Below are 19,199 nucleotides of genomic sequence, written 5' to 3' on the forward strand. Positions count from 1 at the left end.
AGAAGCTGCCGGAGGCTATCTCCCTGGCAGCTTTCTTTTATTCCCATGACACTTCAGTTTTTCCGGACCGGTGTGTACCTGATCTCATGTAATTTGTATTTGATGAACACATCAATCTTCATTGCATCGGTTTCCCAGCCATACATCGGGCCCGATCCGCTCATCATATTAACCAATTGAAGCATTCCTAATTCCTCAGGTATTTCAACCTTACCATATACTTTTTCCATTTGGAGCATGATCTCATTCACCAGATCCTCATCATCGAAGGCTGCTCCGAACTGGATCAGCTGATTGTCATCAAACTCGAACACAACATTCAGGTTTTTGCCATGATAATCCCGTACCTCATGAAGATAAAGATCTGACACACTCGCCGTGGCGGTTTCACCGTTTTCCAGCTGAACCTCGATCCTGTCCGTGTCAAACGCGTACTTTTCAAACTGGTCTTCTCCAAACTTCGCATATACCTCATCCAGTGACATGCCCAGTTCCAGCCCCGGATACAGATCCAGGATCGGATCCGTCGCCATTTCCACAGTGGTTTCCGCAAACACCGTCACAACAGTCATCATCAGGATCACCATCAGGATACCTGCCAGGATCTTCTTCATTTCGTTTCACCTTCCAACCGGTTCGTTCTCAATCTTCTCCTGCCTGCACATCCCGTTTATGTACACCGCAGACACACGTAGTTGTATAACTGTTGTTCACCCGTCCGCACGAGCATTTCCAGCCGCCTTCATCCAGTATCTTCTTTTCCCTGGCTTCTTTCCCGGCTTCCTCCAGTTTGTTTTCAACCGACTCCGTAGTCCTCAGCATTCTGTCAATATTTTTGTCAATGTTCGTTGTCTTTTCGATCAGTTCCCCAAAGCCATACATCATAAAAGAGACAATCACAGTTGCAAGCAGACCCTCAGCCAGCCCGATCAGTCCGAGCAGGAAGGTACTATGCCATGAATTGCCCTGTGCCCAGATCCAGATGGTATAAACCACTGTGAAAATGATCCCCAGCCAGAAAAGAAGCTTTGCCAGTTTCTTGATGTCCCTGCTGATGTTATTAAACAACCCCATACACTCCCTCTGTTCAGTTTTGAAAGCCCTGCTTCCGGTCTTTCAGCATGACAAAGTATAGCATAGTTATTTCCCGAACGGTGTTACAGTGTGGTAAATATCTGTAACAATCCGGTAAATTCCTTTTCTGTTGCCGGGACGGGCTCCCTGTTTCCTGGTGTATGCCTGTGTTTTGCCCCTGTACCGGACAGAAAGCCGGCTTCCGCGGCAGAAAGAAAAACACCCGGAGGATCAGCGCGCTGCCTGTCCTTCCGGGCGTATGGTATCTTTTTATGAGCCCCGGTATCCTTTTACCTGCTCAGGCCGTTTCACCCTCGATCAGGTGTCCGGCCACCGTGATTTTTTTCGGTACATGCTGATCCGGATTCTCGATCGCGTCTGTCAGAAGGAGGAAAGCCTCCCGGGCAATCCGGAACGTATCCTGGCTGTACGTGGTCAGCCGCGGCACGATATTCTGTCCCATGGCGATCCCGTCATACCCGACCAGGGCAATATCTTCCGGAACCCGGATCCCTTTCGCCTGCAGCTGGAGGATCGCGCCGATAACGCTTGAATCATCCGGACAAAGGACACAGGTGGGCGGCAGCGGAAGCCTGAGGAATTCCATAATATATTCAGAGCATTCGGAAGCATTCTGGAAAAGGCCTTCTTTGATGTACTCCACCGGAACGCGGATCCCCAGTTCCGTGCAGATCTTATAGAAGCCGGCAAGCCGTTCACAGCTGACCGTTCCCTTCTGTCCCTGGATAAAAGCGATCCTGCGGTGGCCGCGTCCGTAGAGATAACGGACGATCTGTTCCATGCTGGCCCGGTTGTCCGCAAGGACACAGTCGGCGCCTTCATAGCTATGGTCGATCACAACGGTAGGGATGCTGCTGGTCGCAAGCCGCAGGATACCCGCTGCCTCAAACTCCGCCTGGACCACAATGACTCCGTCCATGTTCCGCTGCCGGGCATGCTCATAATAATGCCGGCCTGTAAAGTCATCACGGTCAATAAACGTCAGATCCAGCTTCCGTATCTCAGCCTCCCGCCGGATTGAGTCAAAAAGCCTGCTGAAATATGCATGGGTCATCAGGTCCTGATAGATAACGCCTATGTTGTTGGATCTGCTCGTTTTGAGCGTTCGCGCGGCATTATTCGGATAATAGCCCATTTCATTGGCCATTCTGCAGATGAAAGCGGTTTTTTCCCGGTTTTCATTCACCTGTCCGTTCAGCGCGCGGGATACCGTCGCAATGGAAACTCCGCATGCTTCAGCGATATCTTTCAGCTTTACCATATCCCGAACCTTCCTTCCGATGATTGTAATCGTTTACCATCTCTTTTCAATAGTAAACTAATTTTGTTAATTATGTCAATGAAAAACAAGTGAAACTGTTGAAAATGAAAACAAAAGCGTGTTTTCCGTCTGCTGCGGATCCTTTTATGTGAAGATTATCTGTTTTTAATCTGAAATATAGCGTTTTATCATGTTCTTCTGCCCCGCCCTGTGATACAATAAGCGGGTGCTTTCGGGCTCCGGACCGGAAAAAGGGTACAAAAAAACCCAGGGCCCATTGATGCAACGTGCTCCAGGTTCATGGAGCTGATAGCCAGATTCGAACTGGCGACCTCATCCTTACCAAGGATGCGCTCTACCGACTGAGCTATATCAGCATGCTGTCTTTCGACAACGTGCGTATTCTATCATAACGAATGTGAAAAAGCAAGACTTTTTTTCACTCTTTCGCATTCGGAAAGGAACCCGATGAAAAAAGACCTGACACTGCCCTCTGAACTGCCCGAAAACTTTGAGTTTACCGACCCTTCCGGCCTCGGCTCCGCCGAGGCGGAAGAGCGTCTTTCCCTGGGTCTCGGCAATAAAATGACAGACCCGGATCAAAAAACTTTACCGCGGATCCTGCTGAACCACCTGCTGACCCTTTTTAACCTGCTGAACTTTTCCCTGGCGCTGTGCCTGCTGCTGGTGGGCAGCTACCGGAACATGCTGTTCATGCTGGTGGTGGTCTCCAATACCGTGATCGGCGCTGTACAGGAATTCCGTGCCCGGAAGACCATCTGCGAGCTGAAGCTGCTGAATGCCCCGTCCGTCCATGTGCTGCGGAACGGCAAAGAGATCACGGTCTCCGCGGAAGAAGCGGTTGAAGGTGATCTGGTAATCCTGCGGGGCGGCGACCAGGTGGTGGCCGACGCCGTCGTGGTGGACGGCACCGGAGCGGCCATGGAATCCCTGCTGACCGGTGAAAGTAATGCTATTCACAAAACAGTCAACAGCTGGCTTTATTCCGGCTCCTACATCGCGGAAGGCCGTCTTACCGCCCAGCTGGTCTATGTCGGCGATGAAAGCTATGCCGGCCGCCTGACCAACGAAGCCCGGAAGGACGCCCGTCCCGCCTCCCGGCTGATGTCAGACCTGAACCGGCTGATCCGGTTTGATTCCATGATCCTGATCCCCCTGGGCCTCCTGCTCTTCCTGAAGCAGATCCTGCTCAGGCACGTTTCTGTCGCGGTGGCTGTTCCTTCCTCCATTGCCGCCATGATCGGCATGATCCCGGAAGGCCTGATCCTGCTGACCAGCGTTGCCATGGCCGTAGGCGTAGTCAAGCTGGGCAGGCGCAACGCGCTGGTACAGGAGCTTTCCGGTATTGAAACCCTGGCCCGGGCGGACGTTTTGTGCCTGGATAAGACCGGCACCCTGACCACCGGCACCATGGAACTGGAATCCATTGAAGGCATCGACCGCACCCGGGAGGAAACGGAGCGGGGCCTCGCCCGCCTGCTGGGTGTGTTTGACGAAAAGAGCGCTACCCTGGACGCACTGCGGGCGAAGATCACTCCCGCGGATGAGAAACCCAGGGCAGTCCTTCCCTTCTCCTCCGAACGAAAAAAATCCGCCGCCACCTTCTATGACGGCACCATGCTGGTCATGGGCGCGCCGGAATTTGTCCTGGGTGATCTGTATACGCCTGCCCTGCGGTCCCGGGTGGAAACCTACGCCGCGGAAGGCCGCCGTGTGCTGGTGCTCGCGGAAGGCCAGGGCCTTGTGACAGAGGAAACCCTGCCGCCCATCAAGGCCATCTGCGGCCTGTGCGTGCTGACAGACCAGCTGCGTCCGTCCGTGGACCAGACCCTGCGTTATTTCCGGGACCAGGAGGTGGATATCCGGATCATCTCCGGCGACAATCCCCTCACGGTTTCCCGTATTGCCCGCCGTGCCGGCCTTGCCTCCTGGGACAGCTGGGTGGACGCTTCCACCCTCACCACAGAGGAAGCCCTGGCGGAAGCCTGTGACAAATATACCGTCTTCGGCCGGGTGACACCGGAACAGAAAAAATCCCTGGTGCTGGCCCTGAAGCAAAAAGGCCACAACGTGGCCATGACCGGCGACGGCGTGAACGATATTCCCGCCCTGAAGGCCGCGGACTGCTCCATCGCTATGGCCGGCGGCGCCGACGCGGCTCGCAGTGCCGCCCAGCTGACGCTGCTTTCTTCTGATTTCAGCGTCATGCCGGAGATCGTGCTGGAAGGCCGCCGGGTCATCAACAACATTACCCGGGCCGCTTCCCTGTTCCTCACAAAAACCATCTTCAGCTTCCTGCTGAGCGTCCTGATGCTGGTGCTGCCCGCCGTTTACCCCTTCCAGCCCATCCAGCTGACGCTGATCTCTTCCCTGATGATCGGCCTGCCCGGCTTTGTATTGGCCCTGGAACCCAGCGGAGAACGGATCCGAGGCAACTTCCTGCGCACGGTGCTCCTGCGCGCCCTGCCCGGCGGTATCGCCGCCTGCTGCTGCGCTTCCATCTCCATGGCTATGTCCTGGGCCGGCTGGTCCCGGGAGCTGTGCAGCACCCTTGCAGTCCTTTCCGCCGGTGCCGTCTGCTGGATTGTCCTGGTACGCTCCTGCCTGCCCCTGAACCAGCTCCGCACCCTCCTGCTGATCGTGACAGCCGCGGCCTTTACCCTGGCCTTCCTGTTCTTCGGGCATATCTTCTTCCTGGTCCCGCTTACCGGCTCCGCCGTCCTGCTTTTCGGCGGCCTGGTACTGCTTGGAGGCGGCCTGGTCTACCTCAGTGACCTGATTCTCACCCGGATGGATAAAACCGCTTAAAACGTATCCTTTACGCCTGTTTTCTGCTATAATACCCGTCAGGGGGGATGGGCCTTGAGAATCAAGCATTTTATCGCGCTGCTGCTGACTGCGGCACTGCTGCTTTCCGCGGCTGTTTCACCGGCTGAAGAAGCTGCTTACACCGTGGATCCCTGCGGCCTGCGCGGATGGGATCTGAATGCCGGTTACCAGTATGTCATCATGGGAGTTTATCCCTATGAAAAGGACGGCACCAAAGCGCCTGTCCTCTGGCAGGTGCTGGCGGTGGAAGACGGCAAAGCGCTGCTCTATACCACCTATATCATCGAGGTCCACCAGCCTACGGAAGTTTCCGGCACCAGCGCCGAGAAACATAAATATCCCGAGATTTCCGACTATGGCGATACCGACCTGAACCGCTGGCTTAACGAGGTCATGATCAATGACCTCCTGGGAAGCGAGCCTGTCCTCGCCGCTGTTACAGAAGAGCAGTACGGCCGCCTGTATCCCCTGACCGATGCCGACCTGATGAATGAAAAATACGGCTTCACCAACCAGCGTTTCTATGAGGTGCGTTCCCGCTGGGCCTTCGCCACGCCCTACGCCCTGGACCGGAAGCTCTATCCCGACTACGGCAGCAAGCTTTCCCGTGACCGGAAATACGGCACCTCTTCCTACTGGGTGGCTGCCCTGAAGCGGAACAGCAACGGTGACCAGATCCCCGGCAAATACCTGCAGCTTTGCGCCGGTATCGCCGATCCCCATGAGCAGGGCGGTACCAACATCGGCCACCTGAGCTTCGGCTACCTGAACCGCACCACCGTCGGCCTGCGTCTCGCGGTTCGGCTGGATACCGCAAAGATCCAGGTCATCTCCGGCAATGGTTCCCTTTTTGATCCCTGCCGCCTGGCCTATGTGGAGGACAAAACAGCACAGGAGCCGGTGATCCGGACGCCGGAAGTCTTCCCGGATTCCACCCCGGTTCCGACGCCTCCCGCTACAGTTAAGGGAAGGCCGAAGATTGAGGGGCCCGATCCGGAGGCCACGCCGGTTCCTGTACCGGAGGAGTATAAAGAAAAAGGAGCAGATTAATCTGCTCCTTTTTTACTGAAAAATGAATACTGAAGACTTAAAAATGAATAATGATAGATACTTTAAAACCGCATCGGAAGAATCCGATGCGGTTGAACTATTTGGGGTTGATCAGGCGAAAATGGCGCCGCATTCCTGGGAGAGTTCGATGGGATCCACGAACATGAAGTTGCGGTGCAGCAGCTGCTGACGGGGATAAGTGACGGTAAACACGTCCTTTTCCTCGAAAGTGCCCTTCACCACAACCTCCTCCACCGGGAGGCAGGCCAGCAGGTCCCGGGCGATCCGGAGACCCATGGCGGAAAGATACAGCTTCCGGTTCTTCTCCAGCAGGTCACCCTTGCAGACAAAGACGCTTTCCAGCTGCGCTTCCGTGACGGCCCGCATGCTGATATGTTCCGCAAAGTCCGTCAGCTCGCCCAGCGGGTTCGCCTTCTGCAGCACTTCGGTATAGGCTGTCAGGTCGCCGGAGAGGACTTTCTCCGCGTTCTTGTGATAGAAAGCCCACATTTTCGGTCCGGTCAACCCGTCTGTCGGCGCGCTGTGGGACAGGGCATCCGTCCAGTCAATGGTTTCGTCCGCGGTCTTCCAGAGATTCCGGATATCCGTTCCGGGCTTTTCCTGGGGCTTGGGAGCGGGCTTGGACTGCTGTGCGGGCGCGGCAGGCGTTTCCGATGCCACGGGCATCACACCGCCCCACAGGTCGGAAGCAATGGCCTTCATCCGCTTCATGAACTCATTTTGGTCCATGGGGTTGTTGTTCTGTTCACTCATCTTTTCCGGCCTCCTCCCTGCGGCAGATCACGCTCGGCGGATTCGCCGTCGTGTTGAAGCCTTCGATTACGATATCCGCGTCCCCGGAGATCTCGTTGTCAAACAGCCAGCGGCTCAGCGGGTTGATCAGCAGGCTTTCCACCTGGTTGCCGATACCACGTCCGCCGTTGGACAGGTCGAAAGTCGCCGCTTCCTGCAGGCTGCTGTAGGCAAAATCCTCGATGCGGATACGGATATTCTTCTGCTCCCGCAGGCGGCTGATGATCTTGTTCACCTGGCCCTTCAGGATCAGCTCCGCGGCTTCACGGCGGATATAGTCGAACACCACGATGTTCTCACCGATACGGTTCAGGATCTCCGGCCGTCCCAGTTCCAGCTTGAAGTAATCCTCAATGGCGGAACGGACCTTGGTCTGGACCTCGGAATAAGGCATATCCATGGTCACGTTGGGTTCCCGGTTGCCAAAGGCATCCTTGACGTAAATACCCAGGTTGCTGGTGAAGATGATGATCGTTTCAGAGAAATAAACTGTATTCCCCTGCCCGTCCGTCATCCGGCCGTCCTCCAGGATCTGCAGGAACTTATCCAGGATGGTGGAGTGGGCCTTTTCAATTTCATCAAACAGCAGGATACAGAAGGGATTCTTCTTCACGGCATTGGTCAGCTGGCCGCCGGCTTCGTATCCCACATATCCGGGAGGCGCACCCATCAGCTTCTGGTCGGAATGGCTCTGGCCGTATTCACTCATGTCAAAACGGATACAGGTGCTCTCATCGCCGAACAGCTTTTCCGCCAGTGCCTTGGCCGTCTCCGTTTTACCGGTACCGGTGGGGCCGGCGAAGAACAGCACGCCCTTGGGCTTGCCGGTGGAAGAGGAGTTCACCCCGTTCATGCCGGTCACCGCGCGCTTCACCACGTCCAGCGTACGTTCCAGCGCGGTATCCTGGCCCTTGATCCGCTTTTCAAAGTCCTGCTTCGCCGTCTTCAGGCTCTGCATGTTCAGGCGGCTCCAGGGGTTCTCCTTGATGCCGTATTTATACAGGTCCACCACCGTGCACAGGTCACGGATCGGGATCTCTTCCTTCTTGCACAGCAGGCGCATCTCGTCCAGTTCGGTGAAGGTCATGCCTTCCGTCAGGCCGACAAAACGCTCCTTGATCCGCTCCAGTTCATCCGGATGCTCCGTGTAGTAAGGCAGGTCCCGCCGGTACACGGTGCCGGAGAAGAAGGCGGCAAAGTTGTTGCCGGTCATCATGCGCTTGCGCTCTTCCCGGTCCGGGGCTTCCAGCCGCAGGATCTTGCAGACCGGATTGTTCAGGTAGAACCAGGCCGGCAGGTCATTCAGCTTGTTCACCAGCAGGATCAGCAGGTTCTGCTTCTTGCCCTGGGTGGTCCGGACCCAGGAAGCGCTCAGGGCGCTCTGCATCAGGATGTTGAAGCTGTTCACATCCTGCTGGTCCATGCGTTCGGGTGTGGTGATATAATGGCTGGCCATCTCCATCACGGTCACAGTGGCCGCTTTCCGCTGGAACATAGCCCGGCGGATGACGTTCGGCGCGGTATCAGCGCCGTTGCCCTTGAATTCAGACTGGATGGCGCCATCCTTGATGGTTGTGCCGGTGTTCGCCGCGTAACGGGTCAGCATGGAGGGATCATAAGGGCTCATAAAGCCCACCAGGTTGCTGTAGAAGATCACCTGGTCATAGCCGTTGTCCGCGAAAAAGGTATGCAGGTACCGGCTCAGCGGAATGATCTCATCCTGCGCCACTGATCCATGCAGGGGATAACGGTACTGGTCCAGCACGTTTCCTTCCAGGATCAGCAGGGGTTTGATCCCGCCGAACAGTTCAAGTTCCCTGTGCCACTTGGGAATCAGGATTTCCGTGTTCTCGCTCATATCTGATATCTCCCTTGGAGTTTGTCATTCTCCCTTGGTTTTCCGTGTCGGCGCGGCAGCCGGGGCTTCCGGGGCGCCCAGCGTCATCTGCTGCTCCCCTTCCGGAACAAGCACTTCATCAAAAGCAGCCTGGTATTCCATCTCGATCCGGGTCATGCCGTTCTCATCCGTGGTCACCGGCGGCAGTTCAAAGGCCGTATCCCGCTGGATGGCAAAACGGACCGCTTCCGCCTCCTCAGCCGTAGCCCTACGGGGCTGGTAGTTGTTCACCGGGTCTGTGCCCGTGGTCACGGCAGGCAGGATCGTCACCTGCTGGCCCATATACCGTCCGTCATTGGTAAAGACCAGCTTGGCCTGCACAACCGCGGTATACAGGGAGGTCACCGTCTGGTCGATCAGGTGCTTCCTGGTCTCAATTTTGCTGTTTCCGCCGAAGACGAAGTTGCCCAGGGAATAGAATACGGTCCGGTTATTGAACACATTCATGCCCTGCAGCACGTGCGGATGATTGACGATGATCAGGTCCGCGCCGGCTTTGATCACGTTGCGGGCGTTCCGCTCCGTGCCTTCCTCGTGGTTGCCCCTGTATTCCAGGCCTGTATGCCAGCAGACAACAAAGGCATTGACTTCGCCGCTGGCTTTCATATCGCTGATCAGCTTCCGGAGCTTTTCAGATCCCTTGTTATAGGTGATGTTGTCCAGCGCCATGAAACCAATCTTTATTCCGTCTTTTTCATACACATAGACATTGAAGCCCTGAAACCAGGAAATGCCGTTCTCTTCCAGCGTTTTCTTGGTGCTTTCCTCGCCCTGTTTGCCAAAGTCCCCGATGTGGTTGTTGGCCAGGGAGCAGGCTTCAATAGAACTGCCTGTCAGGATCTTCGCGAAATCCGTCGGTCCGCGGAAACGGTAGGTCTTCCGCTGGGATTCCTGGGCACGGCTGTCTGAAAGGACACCCTCGAAGTTGATCACTGTCAGGTCATCCGCCTCAAACAGTTCCCGGAAGTTGGCAAAGAAATAGTCATAGCCCTGGGAAGCGGCCATGGTGTCAAAAGAATCTTCCCTCGCGCGGGTCCTTTCCTCGCTGCCGATGGTACAGTCGCCTGTAAAGGTCAGCAGAATGGTTTTTTCCGCCGCGGCAAAACCGGTTGCCAGCAGCAGGCTCATGGTCAGCAGGATCGCACAGACGGCGCGGAAGGTCTTCTTTTGCATAGTTATGCTTCCTCTCCCGGAAATTCAAATCGGCGGCACCAGGTATATTTGCTGATGGCGCTTGCGCAGGCGCCCTGGCAGTAGGTATTCAGGATATCCCTTATGTAGGAGGGCAGGCTCTTGTTATACTTGACTTCCAGGATCATCAGGTTTTCATTGAAGGGCGGAATCGTGGGAACATAGGGATTGAAAAGGTCCTTGCTCCACAGGCCGGTCCTCAACTGCTTGTCAAAGGTGATCCGCACCTCTTCAGCCGGGTGCAGGTAAGCTTCCCGCACATAGTCCACCAGAACCGCAGGGCGCAGCAGGTTCACCGTCATCTCCCGGTAAACGTCATTCAGCAGGCCGCTGCGCGTGGTCTCCAGGCCGGTGGGATCTCCCGCCATCAGCTGCTCGCACAGCAGTTTCGGGATGGTGATGCTCCGCTTGGAGATCAGGCTCCCCACCTTGGTCTTGCATTCCATCTTGATGATCTTATCGCTGAAGTTGTAGATCCGGATCCGGTACTTGTCACGGTTCTGCACACCGTTCATCTTGTCATAGAACGCGTTGTTGAATACCGTGTCGAAATACAGGGACCGGATATGATACTCGTTATACTCATCCCCGTTGGGATCACGGTTCAGGATCCCGTCCAGCACGCCGGACAGCACAAAATACTGCCGCTCGTTGATAAAGTACTTCAGCTCATGCCGAAGCGGCAATGTATTCATCGCCATAGGGACCCATCACCTCCTTAAATGACCTTTTCCTCCGGAAAAGGTTAATGAAAACTTAAAACTTAAAACTTAAGAACGTATAATATTATACTGATCGTCCTGGATGTCTGCTTTAAGATTGAATAATGAAAAGATGAATCCTGAATTAAAATATTGGCGAAAACACTAATATTTTTAAGTTTTCAGTTTTAAGTTTTCATTATTCATTACGCATAAAATCTGATTCGAAGAATCAGATTTTGTGCGTTTCTCAGGTGCCTGCCTCTACTTGACATGCTACGAGTGTAGCGTCGTGCACGCCTTCGATGTTCAGCACAGCGCTGACCAGGTCCTGCTTGCTGTCCAGACGGACTTCAACGGTCATTTCCGCGCCGGAGCGGGTCACGGTCTTGCTGCGCAGCTTCCGCTGACGCACAGTGCGCCGCAGCAGCTGGGTGATATCCTGCTCGGCATAGTCGTCATAGTGAACCACCAGCAGGTAGGAATCGGGATTGCGGAAGCGTACGAAGGTCATCAGCATCAGGATCACGCCAATGCCCAGCACAACCGCCACCGCGTGAACGTACAGTTCAGCGCCCAGCAGAATGCCCATCGTCAGGGCCCAGAACATGTAAGCCGTGTCCATGGGATCCTTCACTGCCGTACGGAAACGAACGATACTCAGGGCGCCGACCATACCCATACTCAGGGAGATGTTGCTCTTGATACACATAACCACCGGGGTGGTGATCAGCGTCAGCATCATCAGCGTCATGGCGAAGGTGGGGCTGTACAGCACGCCGCGGTAGCAGCGCTTATACACGAAAGCGATGATCAGGCCGACGATGAGACCCATCACCAGGCCGATCACGATCTTCCACGGAGTCAGGTTCTCAAACTGACTCATGAAGTATTCGCTCAGGGCAGAGTCACTTTTCACAGCTGATTTGATTCCATCCGCAAGGGCAGTTGAGATAAACATGGGATTCCCTCCTTGAAAAATAGATCAGAATTAAATGGCATCCGGCGGCATTTCCGGCCGCGGTCCAAAGTATTTTTCCATTTCCGCGTTGGTCAGGTTGAAGACGTTCTGGTTCATCTCCCACAGGAGATTGGGGCGTTTCTTCAGCGTATTCCGCAGCCGGTTGATCCGGTTTTCCCAGTAGCGGTAAGCACCGTCAGACGTGACCGGCAGTTCAGCAATGATCGCCTTATCATTGAGTTCGCCCCACTTGTCAAAGTGCATGCTCATCTCCGGCTTGATCAGGTCCACCAGTTTCTCCAGCCTGTACATCATAAAATCAGTAGTCAGCTGCTTGAACAGGTTTCCGTAGATCGTCAGGTATTTATCCTTGTACTCCGGAACGCTCAGCAGGGCGCGGAAAATCGTGTTGTCAATCTTCTGGTCACCCATGCCCTTCGGGTTTGTAAAACTCTTGGGACTGTTAAAGCTGGAAGAGAACAGGCCGTAGTCCAGGTCATACAGCACCCAGCGCCACTTGCTTCCTTCCGTCTTGTAACGGTAGAAGCGTGTATTACCGATATCACTGTTGCCGAAGAACATTTCATAGGCCATGTACTCGAACAGGTTGTCCACATCCACATTGTCCAGGATGTACTGCAGATCTTCGGGATTCTTCGCGGGATTGCCGGCTTTGATCTTCTTGATCATTGCCTTGAATTCCTTGTTCGAACCGTAGTTGGCCTTGCCGCTGGCTTCCAGCAGGTCCATATTGTCTGCCTCTTCCAGGGGAAGACCGTCCTGCTGCGCGATCATGTACCTGTCCGCCCGTTCCCGCAGGTTCATATGGCCCCAGTACATTCCGTCCAGGTATACCACGTAAGGTTTCCAGGCCTGGTGAGCCACGGTACAGCCTGTATCGTCCATCAGCCGGCTCTGGAGGCCGTCCAGCAGGCGCGTCCACACACAGTCATTGCCGCTGTTGCGAAGCACAAATCCCTTATATTCCGTAAACTTCCGGTCAGGGAACAGTTTTGCCGCGAAGGTCTTATTGCCGTACTTGCTCTTGGCCCGGAACTTCATGCTCTTCTGCGGCATATCCAGGGAATACTGGCCCATCAGGGAGAATTCCGCGTCCTGGCTGATCAGGTTGTTGCCGCTGTCATCATACAGTTCCACATGGCACTCATACCGGGCACCCTGTTTTTTCATGGCACGGTATATCGTATTCTTGAAGGGAATACCCTTCGATTTATCCACGTTGTTGCCCGCGGTCAGCATGCCGGTGTTTTCATTCCACAGGTTATCCGGATCGGACACTATGGAAACCACCGGAAGCGAATGAAACTTGTTGATGAAGAAGGTGCCCGTCAGCACATCGCTGGGCTTCATATTTCCGCCGGCGAAGGCCCTGGCCCGCAGCACAGTGATATCCCGCAGTTCCAGCCGTTCTCCTGTATAGGGGTTGGAATTCTGGGTCGGCACGGAACTGTCTGTGGTATAGAAGACCTGGGTCCCTTCCGGAATATTGAACTGCACATAGGTCACACCGTCATACAGACCGGGTTCTGTTGTGAAGGAGGGCATCTCCGCATACCCGGTAAAACCTTCCCCGTTGGCCTGGAAAGGTGTGGGCGTATCATAATAAAAAAGCCCCGCGATCCCGAGGGTGCGGCCGTAGGAGACATCCGTTCTCATTTCCGGCAGGTTGACCTTGTCCAGCACTCTGCCTGTCGGATCTGTCAGGGTGATGGTCTCCATTTTCTGCTTTCCGACCTTAAAGGCCGCATGCGGTTCCGCGGCGCTGTTTCTGTCGGTCATCCTGTCGCACATGACGACCTTATACTCGCCGGCGCCGATGACAGTTCCCTGCGGAAACTGCCATTTCCGGCCGTGATCAAGCCGGTCGCTTAACCCCCATCCGCTTATATCCACTGAATTACTGCTGGAGTTATAGATCTCAATCCAGTCTGATTTGGCAGCGTTCGGATAAGCGACGATCGTATCATTGCTCGCCAGGACTTCGCTGATGTAAACACCGGTTTTGTTCATGGCTCGCAGGTTAAAATCCATCTGGTTAAAACCTGTCTGGTTATTCGAGAGCGTCGGGGTCGGCACCTGGAAAACCTGCATCTGTCCGTTTTCATTCCGTCCCCAGCTGCAGTCCAGCGGCAGGTTGTCGATCATGACCCGGTCCAGCACATGGCCCTTGCTGTCCGTCAGGATGATCGTCTCGCGCTCCGCGCTGATCCTGAAATTCGTATGGGGTACATTTTTTCTGGCCGTATCCATCCGGTCCTTGCCGGTACAGAAGACAAGATAATAACCGTGAGCCTGGATCACCGCGTCATCCGGGAAACGCCACTTCAGCGGCTTTCCTTCATTGTCGCTCAGGCCCAGACCGGACAGGGAAATATCCCGGCCGGTGGTGTTATACAGTTCCACCCAGTCGCACAGTTCATCGTCATCGTCACGGATACCGGTGACCGGATCCGCCATGATCTCATTGATGATAATGGAGCCGTCCGCCACAGAGACACTCTCGCGGTACAGGCGGTTGCCCTCCTCGGTATTCTCAAAACCGGGGCTGTACCAGGAAACCTTCTGGAATCCTTCATCAGTCAGGGCGTAGCTTTCATCGCTGCCCATGATCGGGTATTTGCAGCTGTCGATCAGGTATCCGTTCTGATCAAACAGGAAAACGGTCTCTCCCGTGCTGCTCAGGCCGAATTTGGCATGGAAAGTGCTGTTGGGAGAAGCCTGGTTGGTTTTGTCACAGAAAACAACGACCCGTCCGCCCGGCTCCAGGTTGATCTTCGGGAAAAGGAAACGGATCCGGTCGCCCTTGTCGCTCAGGCCGATGCCTTCCAGTTTCATCCTCCGGTCAGAACTATTCCAGATCTCGACCCAGTCACCGTACTTGCCGTTTTCATCGGTCACGGCAGCCTTATTGGCAGACATAACCTCACTGATCACCAGTCCGTTATAGGCGCCGACAACCTCGTTCTCTTCGCCCTCCACCAGGCCGGACTCGGTCGCGGCGGAATAGGTTGCGCGGTAATTCGGCTCTTTAGGCGTGATGAGCACCAGCAGGATGAGCACCGCGATAAAACCGGCCAGCAGGATAAAGTTCATCCTGCTCTTCCGGCGGCGAAGCTTAGTCGCGCGGGAAGCCGCACGGCGGCCCTGGTTATTCGGTTCCCTTTCCATGCGTCTCCCTCACTTTCTGTAAGTCACAAATCTTATAAAGTATACCACAAACTGTACCTCACTGCAATCACGTACAGGGTATGAGTAATGCAGAATGCAGAATGCAGAATTCAGAATTATTACTGTCTTTGCCTCATCATGCCCCCGGAATATATGAACGAACAAAACCATCCTTTTCTTCCGCATTCTTGCAGGGAAATACAAAGCGCTCCGCTTACAGGCCAAATCCATCTTTCACATTCGTCGAAGACGAATATTTCACATTGAACGGCTTGCCGTTCAATATTTCACATCGGCCGTCAGGCCGATATTTCACATTTGAGGAAGGCCTCCTGGCCTTCCTCAAATATTTCACTTATACCTGGACCTTCCTCAAATATTTCATTGGGCGCTTTCCGAATAAGCAAAGCTTATTCGAAAAGTGCCCTGATCTCCTGTTCGCTCATAGCGCTGATCACTGTCTCTCCCGGTGTGATCAGCCGTTCAAACAGCGCCTTCTTCCGGGCTCCCAGCTCCACCACCTGCTCCTCAATGGTCTCGCCGGTCACCATCCGGATCACGGTCACCTTCTTTTCCTGTCCGATCCGGTGAGCCCGGTCCGTGGCCTGTTCTTCCGCTGCCGGGTTCCACCAGGGATCATACAGGATGACCATATCCGCACCGGTCAGGTTCAGGCCGGAGCCTCCCGCCTTCAGGCTGATGAGGAAGATCTGTCCCTCGCCCTGGTTAAACCGTTCCGTAAGCGCCAGCCGCTCCCCTGCCGGGGTCTCCCCGTCCAGGTAAAGCGTGCTGAATCCGTTTTCCTCCAGCCGGGCCCGCAGCAGTTTCAGCATGCTGGTGAACTGGCTGAAGAGCAGCACGCGCCGTCCGTCCCGGATCATTTCCGGCAGCAGCTCCAGGAGCATTTCCTCCTTGCCGCTTCCACCCCGGTAATCCGACATCACCAGGGAGGGATGACAGCAGATCTCCCGCAGTTCCGTAATGGCGCTGAGAACCTCGATCCGTCCCCTCGCCGCGCCTTTTTCCTCCAGGAGTTTATTGATCTGCGGACGCAGACGCTCCAGCGCCGCCCGGTAGATCTTCTCCTGCTCCGGTGTCATCCGCGCCGTCAGGGTGGTCTCCATCTTGTCCGGCAGTTCCTCCAGCACGTCCTGCTTCAGGCGCCGGATCAGGAACGGATGGATCTTTTTCAGCAGGTCATCCGCGTTTTCCCCGTCCTGGTACTTCCGCAGGAAGGTGTTGTAGCCCGGCAGGTATCCCGGCAGCACAAAGTCAAACAGGCTCCACAGCTCGCCCACCCCGTTCTCCATGGGGGTTCCGGTGAGGGCAAAACGGGTATCTGCCTGCAGCTGCTTCACCGCCTGGGCCGCCACGCTGCCGGCGTTCTTGATATTCTGTGCCTCGTCCAGGATCACAAAACGGAATTGATGATCCTTCAGCAGGCCGATATCCCGGCGGATCAGCGGATAGCTGGTGATCACCACATCCACGTCCCCGTTGCTGATGATATGGCGGATCAGGCCCGCCCGCTGGGTGCCGTTGCCACTGAGTACGGTCACGCTCAGGTTCGGCGCGAATTTCCGGAACTCGCTCAGCCAGTTATAGGTCAGGGACGTGGGCGCCACCACCAGGCTGGTCCGCCCGGCTTCCCGGGTGGCGATCAGCAGGGCAATGATCTGCGCGGTCTTGCCCAGTCCCATATCATCCGCCAGGATGCCGCCCATATGCATCCGGTCCAGGGCGATCATCCACTCATATCCGCGCTTCTGGTAGTCCCGCAGGCTCACGCCGGAAGCCATCTCCGGCGCGTCTGTTTCCTTTCCGCCGGCAGCCAGGCTTTCCGAAAGCTCCCTGACCTTTTCGTCCAGTTCAATTTTGATCCCGCTGTTTTCCAGCATGCTGGTCAGGTAGCCGGCCCGGTACGCCCGCAGCACGATGGTATCCCGGTTCAGTTCATTTCCGTCCCGTACCGCAGCCTCATAGATTCCCGCCGCGGTTTCCTGCCATCCCGCCAGGTCTTCCAGATCCAGGAACTCGCCGCTGCGCAGGCGGAAATACCGCCGTTTCCGGCTCAGGGCTTCCATCAGCTCCAGGATCTCATCAATCGGTTCCCCGTCCCGGGTCAGCATCAGCTCAATCCGGTCGCCGTTCATCCGCATGCTGCCGGACATAATAGGCCGCCTGGGCACAATGCGCTTGAACTCCCGGCTCAGGAACACATCCGCCGCTTCCTGCAGCCGCTTGACGCCCTTTCCGACAAAGTCAAACACAGCGTCTGTGCCGCTCAGGCGGATGTTGTCCTTTCCGACGCGGAATCCTGCATTCGCCAGGATATCCAGCACCCGGTGCTCACCCTCCGCGTCCCGAAGCAGCAGCTGTTCTCCCTTGTCCAGGGTGATCTTCTTTTCATTCGCCCCGAAGGGATTCAGGGTGATATCGCCGTACCGGAACAGGATGGTGGCTATAACGCTCTTGCCATCCCGGTCCAGGTATACTTCTGTTTTCAACGGCAGGCGGACCAGCCGCTTCCGCAGGGTTTCGCCGATCTCCACCGCCCCGCGGATCTTCAGGTACGGCAGGATCTCGCCGATGACCCGTTCCGTATCGCTGAGGGGATATTCCATCAGGCAGCGGCCTTCATACTGGTTTTCATAGATCAGCCGGATCAGGCGGATCTGCTCCCTTTCCGTCCGGATCAGGCTGCCGCCCGCAATGATCCAGGTGCAGGCCGCTGTCACCGGCTGCAGGTCCGGCGGGATCCGCCCGCTCACCTGCAGGCCCCGGGGGCCCAGGTTCACCGCGAAGTGCAGGGGCACCTGCGCGCCGCGGACAGGTTTCCCGTGCTGGATCTTTCCACTCTGGTCCATCACCCGCAGGGTTGTCTCCCCGATGGTTTCCAGCAGTTCCTCCGCAAAGGGTTCCGGCAGGCGCATCAGCCGGTTGGCTGCCGGATTGCCGGCGGTGGTCCCGGGTTCCCGGGCAGAGCAAAGCTTCCGCAGCAGTTCCAGCACCCGCATATCGTCATCGGAATAGCGCATCCATTCCGGCTGGTAAACAAAATCCTTTCCCAGTTCGATGGTTTCTCCCGCCTCCAGGGACGTGAGAAAATGCCTGATATCCTTGATCACATAGAGCTTCTTTTCACCCGTCCGCAGGCCGACCCGCAGTTCCTGTCCCGCCTTCTGGGGCAGCACAAGGGTCACTTCCAGGCGGACGTTCGCCTCCGCCGGCATTTCCTGCAGGATCATTTCGGAAAGCTCCGCGGCGGTTTCAGGCGCCTGCTTCTTCATCATGCTTTCCGGCACCTTCCGGCGGTCCGCGTACAGCCAGACCGCCACCGCGTGCCTGCAGCAGCCTTTATGCAGGAAGACGTCACAGTCGCAGTGGATCACCAGGCGCCGTGTCAGCGTCACGGAATGCGGCGGCTGACCCGCCACCGTATAGCGGATCATTCCCCGGTCTTCCTCAGCCGTCTTCACCGCGCCGATCTCTTCCAGGTCCCGTCCCGCGGCGTATTCCTCTTCCCCGGCCAGTTTTTCCATCAGCAAAGGATTCAGTCTCATGCTCTCTTCCCCGCTCACAAAAATATCGAACCTATAATAATTCTCCCCCACTCCTGCTTTTTCCTTTTGCGAAACTGCTTTGTTAACCCATAAATCAAAAACAAAAAAAACAGACAGCTGCTTTTACGCAGCTGCCTGAATCCCCAATAACTGTTATAACACTTTATCATTCTGCATTCTTAATTCTGCATTCTGCATTGATGAAAAGTATTATGCCTCCAGCATAATACTTTTCATCTTCCCGTCCAGGTCCGGGCAGGTTTTCTTCACTGCCACCGGCCTGCCCTCCGCGTCGATAAAGCAGTGGGCGGATGTCGCTTCCGCCACCACATTCCCGGTGCGGATATTCCTCATCACATAGGAAAGCACAAACTTGACCCCGGTATACTGCGTCAGCCTGACCTCGATCCCGATCTCATCGTCATAGGTGCTCGGATACTTATAATCGCAGGTGACTGAGACCACAGGAGAAGTGATGCCCTCCGCCTCCAGCCTGGTCATCGTAAAGCCTGTTTCATTGAGGTAGTTCATCCGCGCCTCTTCCATGAAGCGGATATAGTTGGAGTGATGGGTGATCCCCATCTTGTCTGTCTCATAATAATGGACCTTATGGATATATCTGCTCATT

13 protein-coding genes and 1 tRNA gene are annotated in these 19,199 nt (G+C 55.6%); 2 read left to right on the forward strand and 12 right to left on the reverse strand.

What is annotated here, in order from left to right; all coding sequences use genetic code 11:
- Window positions 1-53: 53 nt before the first annotated feature.
- From JYE50_RS05685 to JYE50_RS05700, 4 genes are all read right to left on the reverse strand, one after another.
- Window positions 54-614, reverse strand: coding sequence for a hypothetical protein (locus JYE50_RS05685; protein ID WP_084094906.1), 561 nt, complete (start codon window positions 612-614; stop codon window positions 54-56).
- A 28-nt stretch (window positions 615-642) separates the two neighbouring features.
- Window positions 643-1,068, reverse strand: a complete 426-nt coding sequence (locus JYE50_RS05690) for a hypothetical protein (RefSeq protein ID WP_084094907.1) — start codon at window positions 1,066-1,068, stop codon at window positions 643-645.
- Between the two features lie 304 nt (window positions 1,069-1,372).
- Window positions 1,373-2,356 carry a LacI family DNA-binding transcriptional regulator gene (locus tag JYE50_RS05695; RefSeq protein WP_084094908.1) on the reverse strand — a complete coding sequence of 328 codons (984 nt, stop codon included), beginning with the start codon at window positions 2,354-2,356 and terminating at the stop codon, window positions 1,373-1,375.
- 301 nt (window positions 2,357-2,657) lie between these two features.
- Window positions 2,658-2,733: transfer RNA gene (locus JYE50_RS05700), tRNA-Thr, on the reverse strand.
- Between the two features lie 91 nt (window positions 2,734-2,824).
- Between JYE50_RS05700 and JYE50_RS05705 the strand changes: the two genes are divergently transcribed.
- Both JYE50_RS05705 and JYE50_RS05710 read left to right on the forward strand, forming a co-directional pair.
- A complete protein-coding gene (locus JYE50_RS05705; protein WP_084094909.1) occupies window positions 2,825-5,185 on the forward strand; it encodes an HAD-IC family P-type ATPase in 2,361 nt (786 codons plus the stop codon).
- A gap of 54 nt (window positions 5,186-5,239) precedes the next feature.
- The gene (locus tag JYE50_RS05710; protein WP_084094910.1) at window positions 5,240-6,256 is read left to right on the forward strand and encodes a hypothetical protein; all 1,017 of its coding nucleotides are present in this window, start codon (window positions 5,240-5,242) and stop codon (window positions 6,254-6,256) included.
- 111 nt (window positions 6,257-6,367) lie between these two features.
- Here JYE50_RS05710 and JYE50_RS05715 read toward each other — a convergent pair whose 3' ends face one another.
- The 8 genes from JYE50_RS05715 to JYE50_RS05750 form a co-directional block, all read right to left on the reverse strand.
- Complete coding sequence (locus JYE50_RS05715; protein WP_084094911.1) at window positions 6,368-7,030, reverse strand: hypothetical protein; 663 nt, start codon at window positions 7,028-7,030, stop codon at window positions 6,368-6,370.
- Window positions 7,023-8,927, reverse strand: a complete 1,905-nt coding sequence (locus tag JYE50_RS05720) for an AAA family ATPase (RefSeq protein WP_084094912.1) — start codon at window positions 8,925-8,927, stop codon at window positions 7,023-7,025. Before JYE50_RS05720 ends, JYE50_RS05715 begins: the two co-directional genes overlap by 8 nt.
- A gap of 24 nt (window positions 8,928-8,951) precedes the next feature.
- A complete protein-coding gene (locus tag JYE50_RS05725) occupies window positions 8,952-10,139 on the reverse strand; it encodes a CapA family protein (RefSeq protein WP_084094913.1) in 1,188 nt (395 codons plus the stop codon).
- A gap of 2 nt (window positions 10,140-10,141) precedes the next feature.
- Window positions 10,142-10,858 (reverse strand): polyphosphate polymerase domain-containing protein, encoded by a 717-nt coding sequence (locus JYE50_RS05730; RefSeq protein ID WP_084094914.1) that lies wholly within the window; start codon window positions 10,856-10,858, stop codon window positions 10,142-10,144.
- 250 nt (window positions 10,859-11,108) lie between these two features.
- Window positions 11,109-11,819 (reverse strand): DUF4956 domain-containing protein, encoded by a 711-nt coding sequence (locus JYE50_RS05735; RefSeq protein ID WP_084094915.1) that lies wholly within the window; start codon window positions 11,817-11,819, stop codon window positions 11,109-11,111.
- Between the two features lie 30 nt (window positions 11,820-11,849).
- Window positions 11,850-15,008 carry a lamin tail domain-containing protein gene (locus tag JYE50_RS05740; RefSeq protein ID WP_084094916.1) on the reverse strand — a complete coding sequence of 1,053 codons (3,159 nt, stop codon included), beginning with the start codon at window positions 15,006-15,008 and terminating at the stop codon, window positions 11,850-11,852.
- Window positions 15,009-15,418: 410 nt separating this feature from the next.
- Complete coding sequence (locus tag JYE50_RS05745) at window positions 15,419-18,571, reverse strand: DEAD/DEAH box helicase (RefSeq protein WP_143763525.1); 3,153 nt, start codon at window positions 18,569-18,571, stop codon at window positions 15,419-15,421.
- A 210-nt stretch (window positions 18,572-18,781) separates the two neighbouring features.
- Window positions 18,782-19,198, reverse strand: a complete 417-nt coding sequence (locus JYE50_RS05750; protein ID WP_084094918.1) for an acyl-CoA thioesterase — start codon at window positions 19,196-19,198, stop codon at window positions 18,782-18,784.
- Between the last annotated feature and the right edge of the window lies 1 nt (window position 19,199).

Source organism: Aristaeella lactis, from assembly GCF_018118585.1.
Taxonomy (GTDB): domain Bacteria; phylum Bacillota; class Clostridia; order Christensenellales; family Aristaeellaceae; genus Aristaeella; species Aristaeella lactis.

What these genes read in the sequence shown, in the direction of transcription:
- JYE50_RS05750 (WP_084094918.1), bottom strand. Translation starts at nt 19,198, where the DNA reads ATGAGCAGATATATCCATAAGGTCCATTATTATGAGACAGACAAGATG.
- JYE50_RS05735 (WP_084094915.1), bottom strand. Translation starts at nt 11,819, where the DNA reads ATGTTTATCTCAACTGCCCTTGCGGATGGAATCAAATCAGCTGTGAAA.
- JYE50_RS05705 (WP_084094909.1), top strand. Translation starts at nt 2,825, where the DNA reads ATGAAAAAAGACCTGACACTGCCCTCTGAACTGCCCGAAAACTTTGAG.
- JYE50_RS05685 (WP_084094906.1), bottom strand. Translation starts at nt 614, where the DNA reads ATGAAGAAGATCCTGGCAGGTATCCTGATGGTGATCCTGATGATGACT.
- JYE50_RS05740 (WP_084094916.1), bottom strand. Translation starts at nt 15,008, where the DNA reads ATGGAAAGGGAACCGAATAACCAGGGCCGCCGTGCGGCTTCCCGCGCG.
- JYE50_RS05725 (WP_084094913.1), bottom strand. Translation starts at nt 10,139, where the DNA reads ATGCAAAAGAAGACCTTCCGCGCCGTCTGTGCGATCCTGCTGACCATG.
- JYE50_RS05720 (WP_084094912.1), bottom strand. Translation starts at nt 8,927, where the DNA reads ATGAGCGAGAACACGGAAATCCTGATTCCCAAGTGGCACAGGGAACTT.
- JYE50_RS05745 (WP_143763525.1), bottom strand. Translation starts at nt 18,571, where the DNA reads ATGAGACTGAATCCTTTGCTGATGGAAAAACTGGCCGGGGAAGAGGAA.
- JYE50_RS05715 (WP_084094911.1), bottom strand. Translation starts at nt 7,030, where the DNA reads ATGAGTGAACAGAACAACAACCCCATGGACCAAAATGAGTTCATGAAG.
- JYE50_RS05695 (WP_084094908.1), bottom strand. Translation starts at nt 2,356, where the DNA reads ATGGTAAAGCTGAAAGATATCGCTGAAGCATGCGGAGTTTCCATTGCG.
- JYE50_RS05730 (WP_084094914.1), bottom strand. Translation starts at nt 10,858, where the DNA reads ATGGCGATGAATACATTGCCGCTTCGGCATGAGCTGAAGTACTTTATC.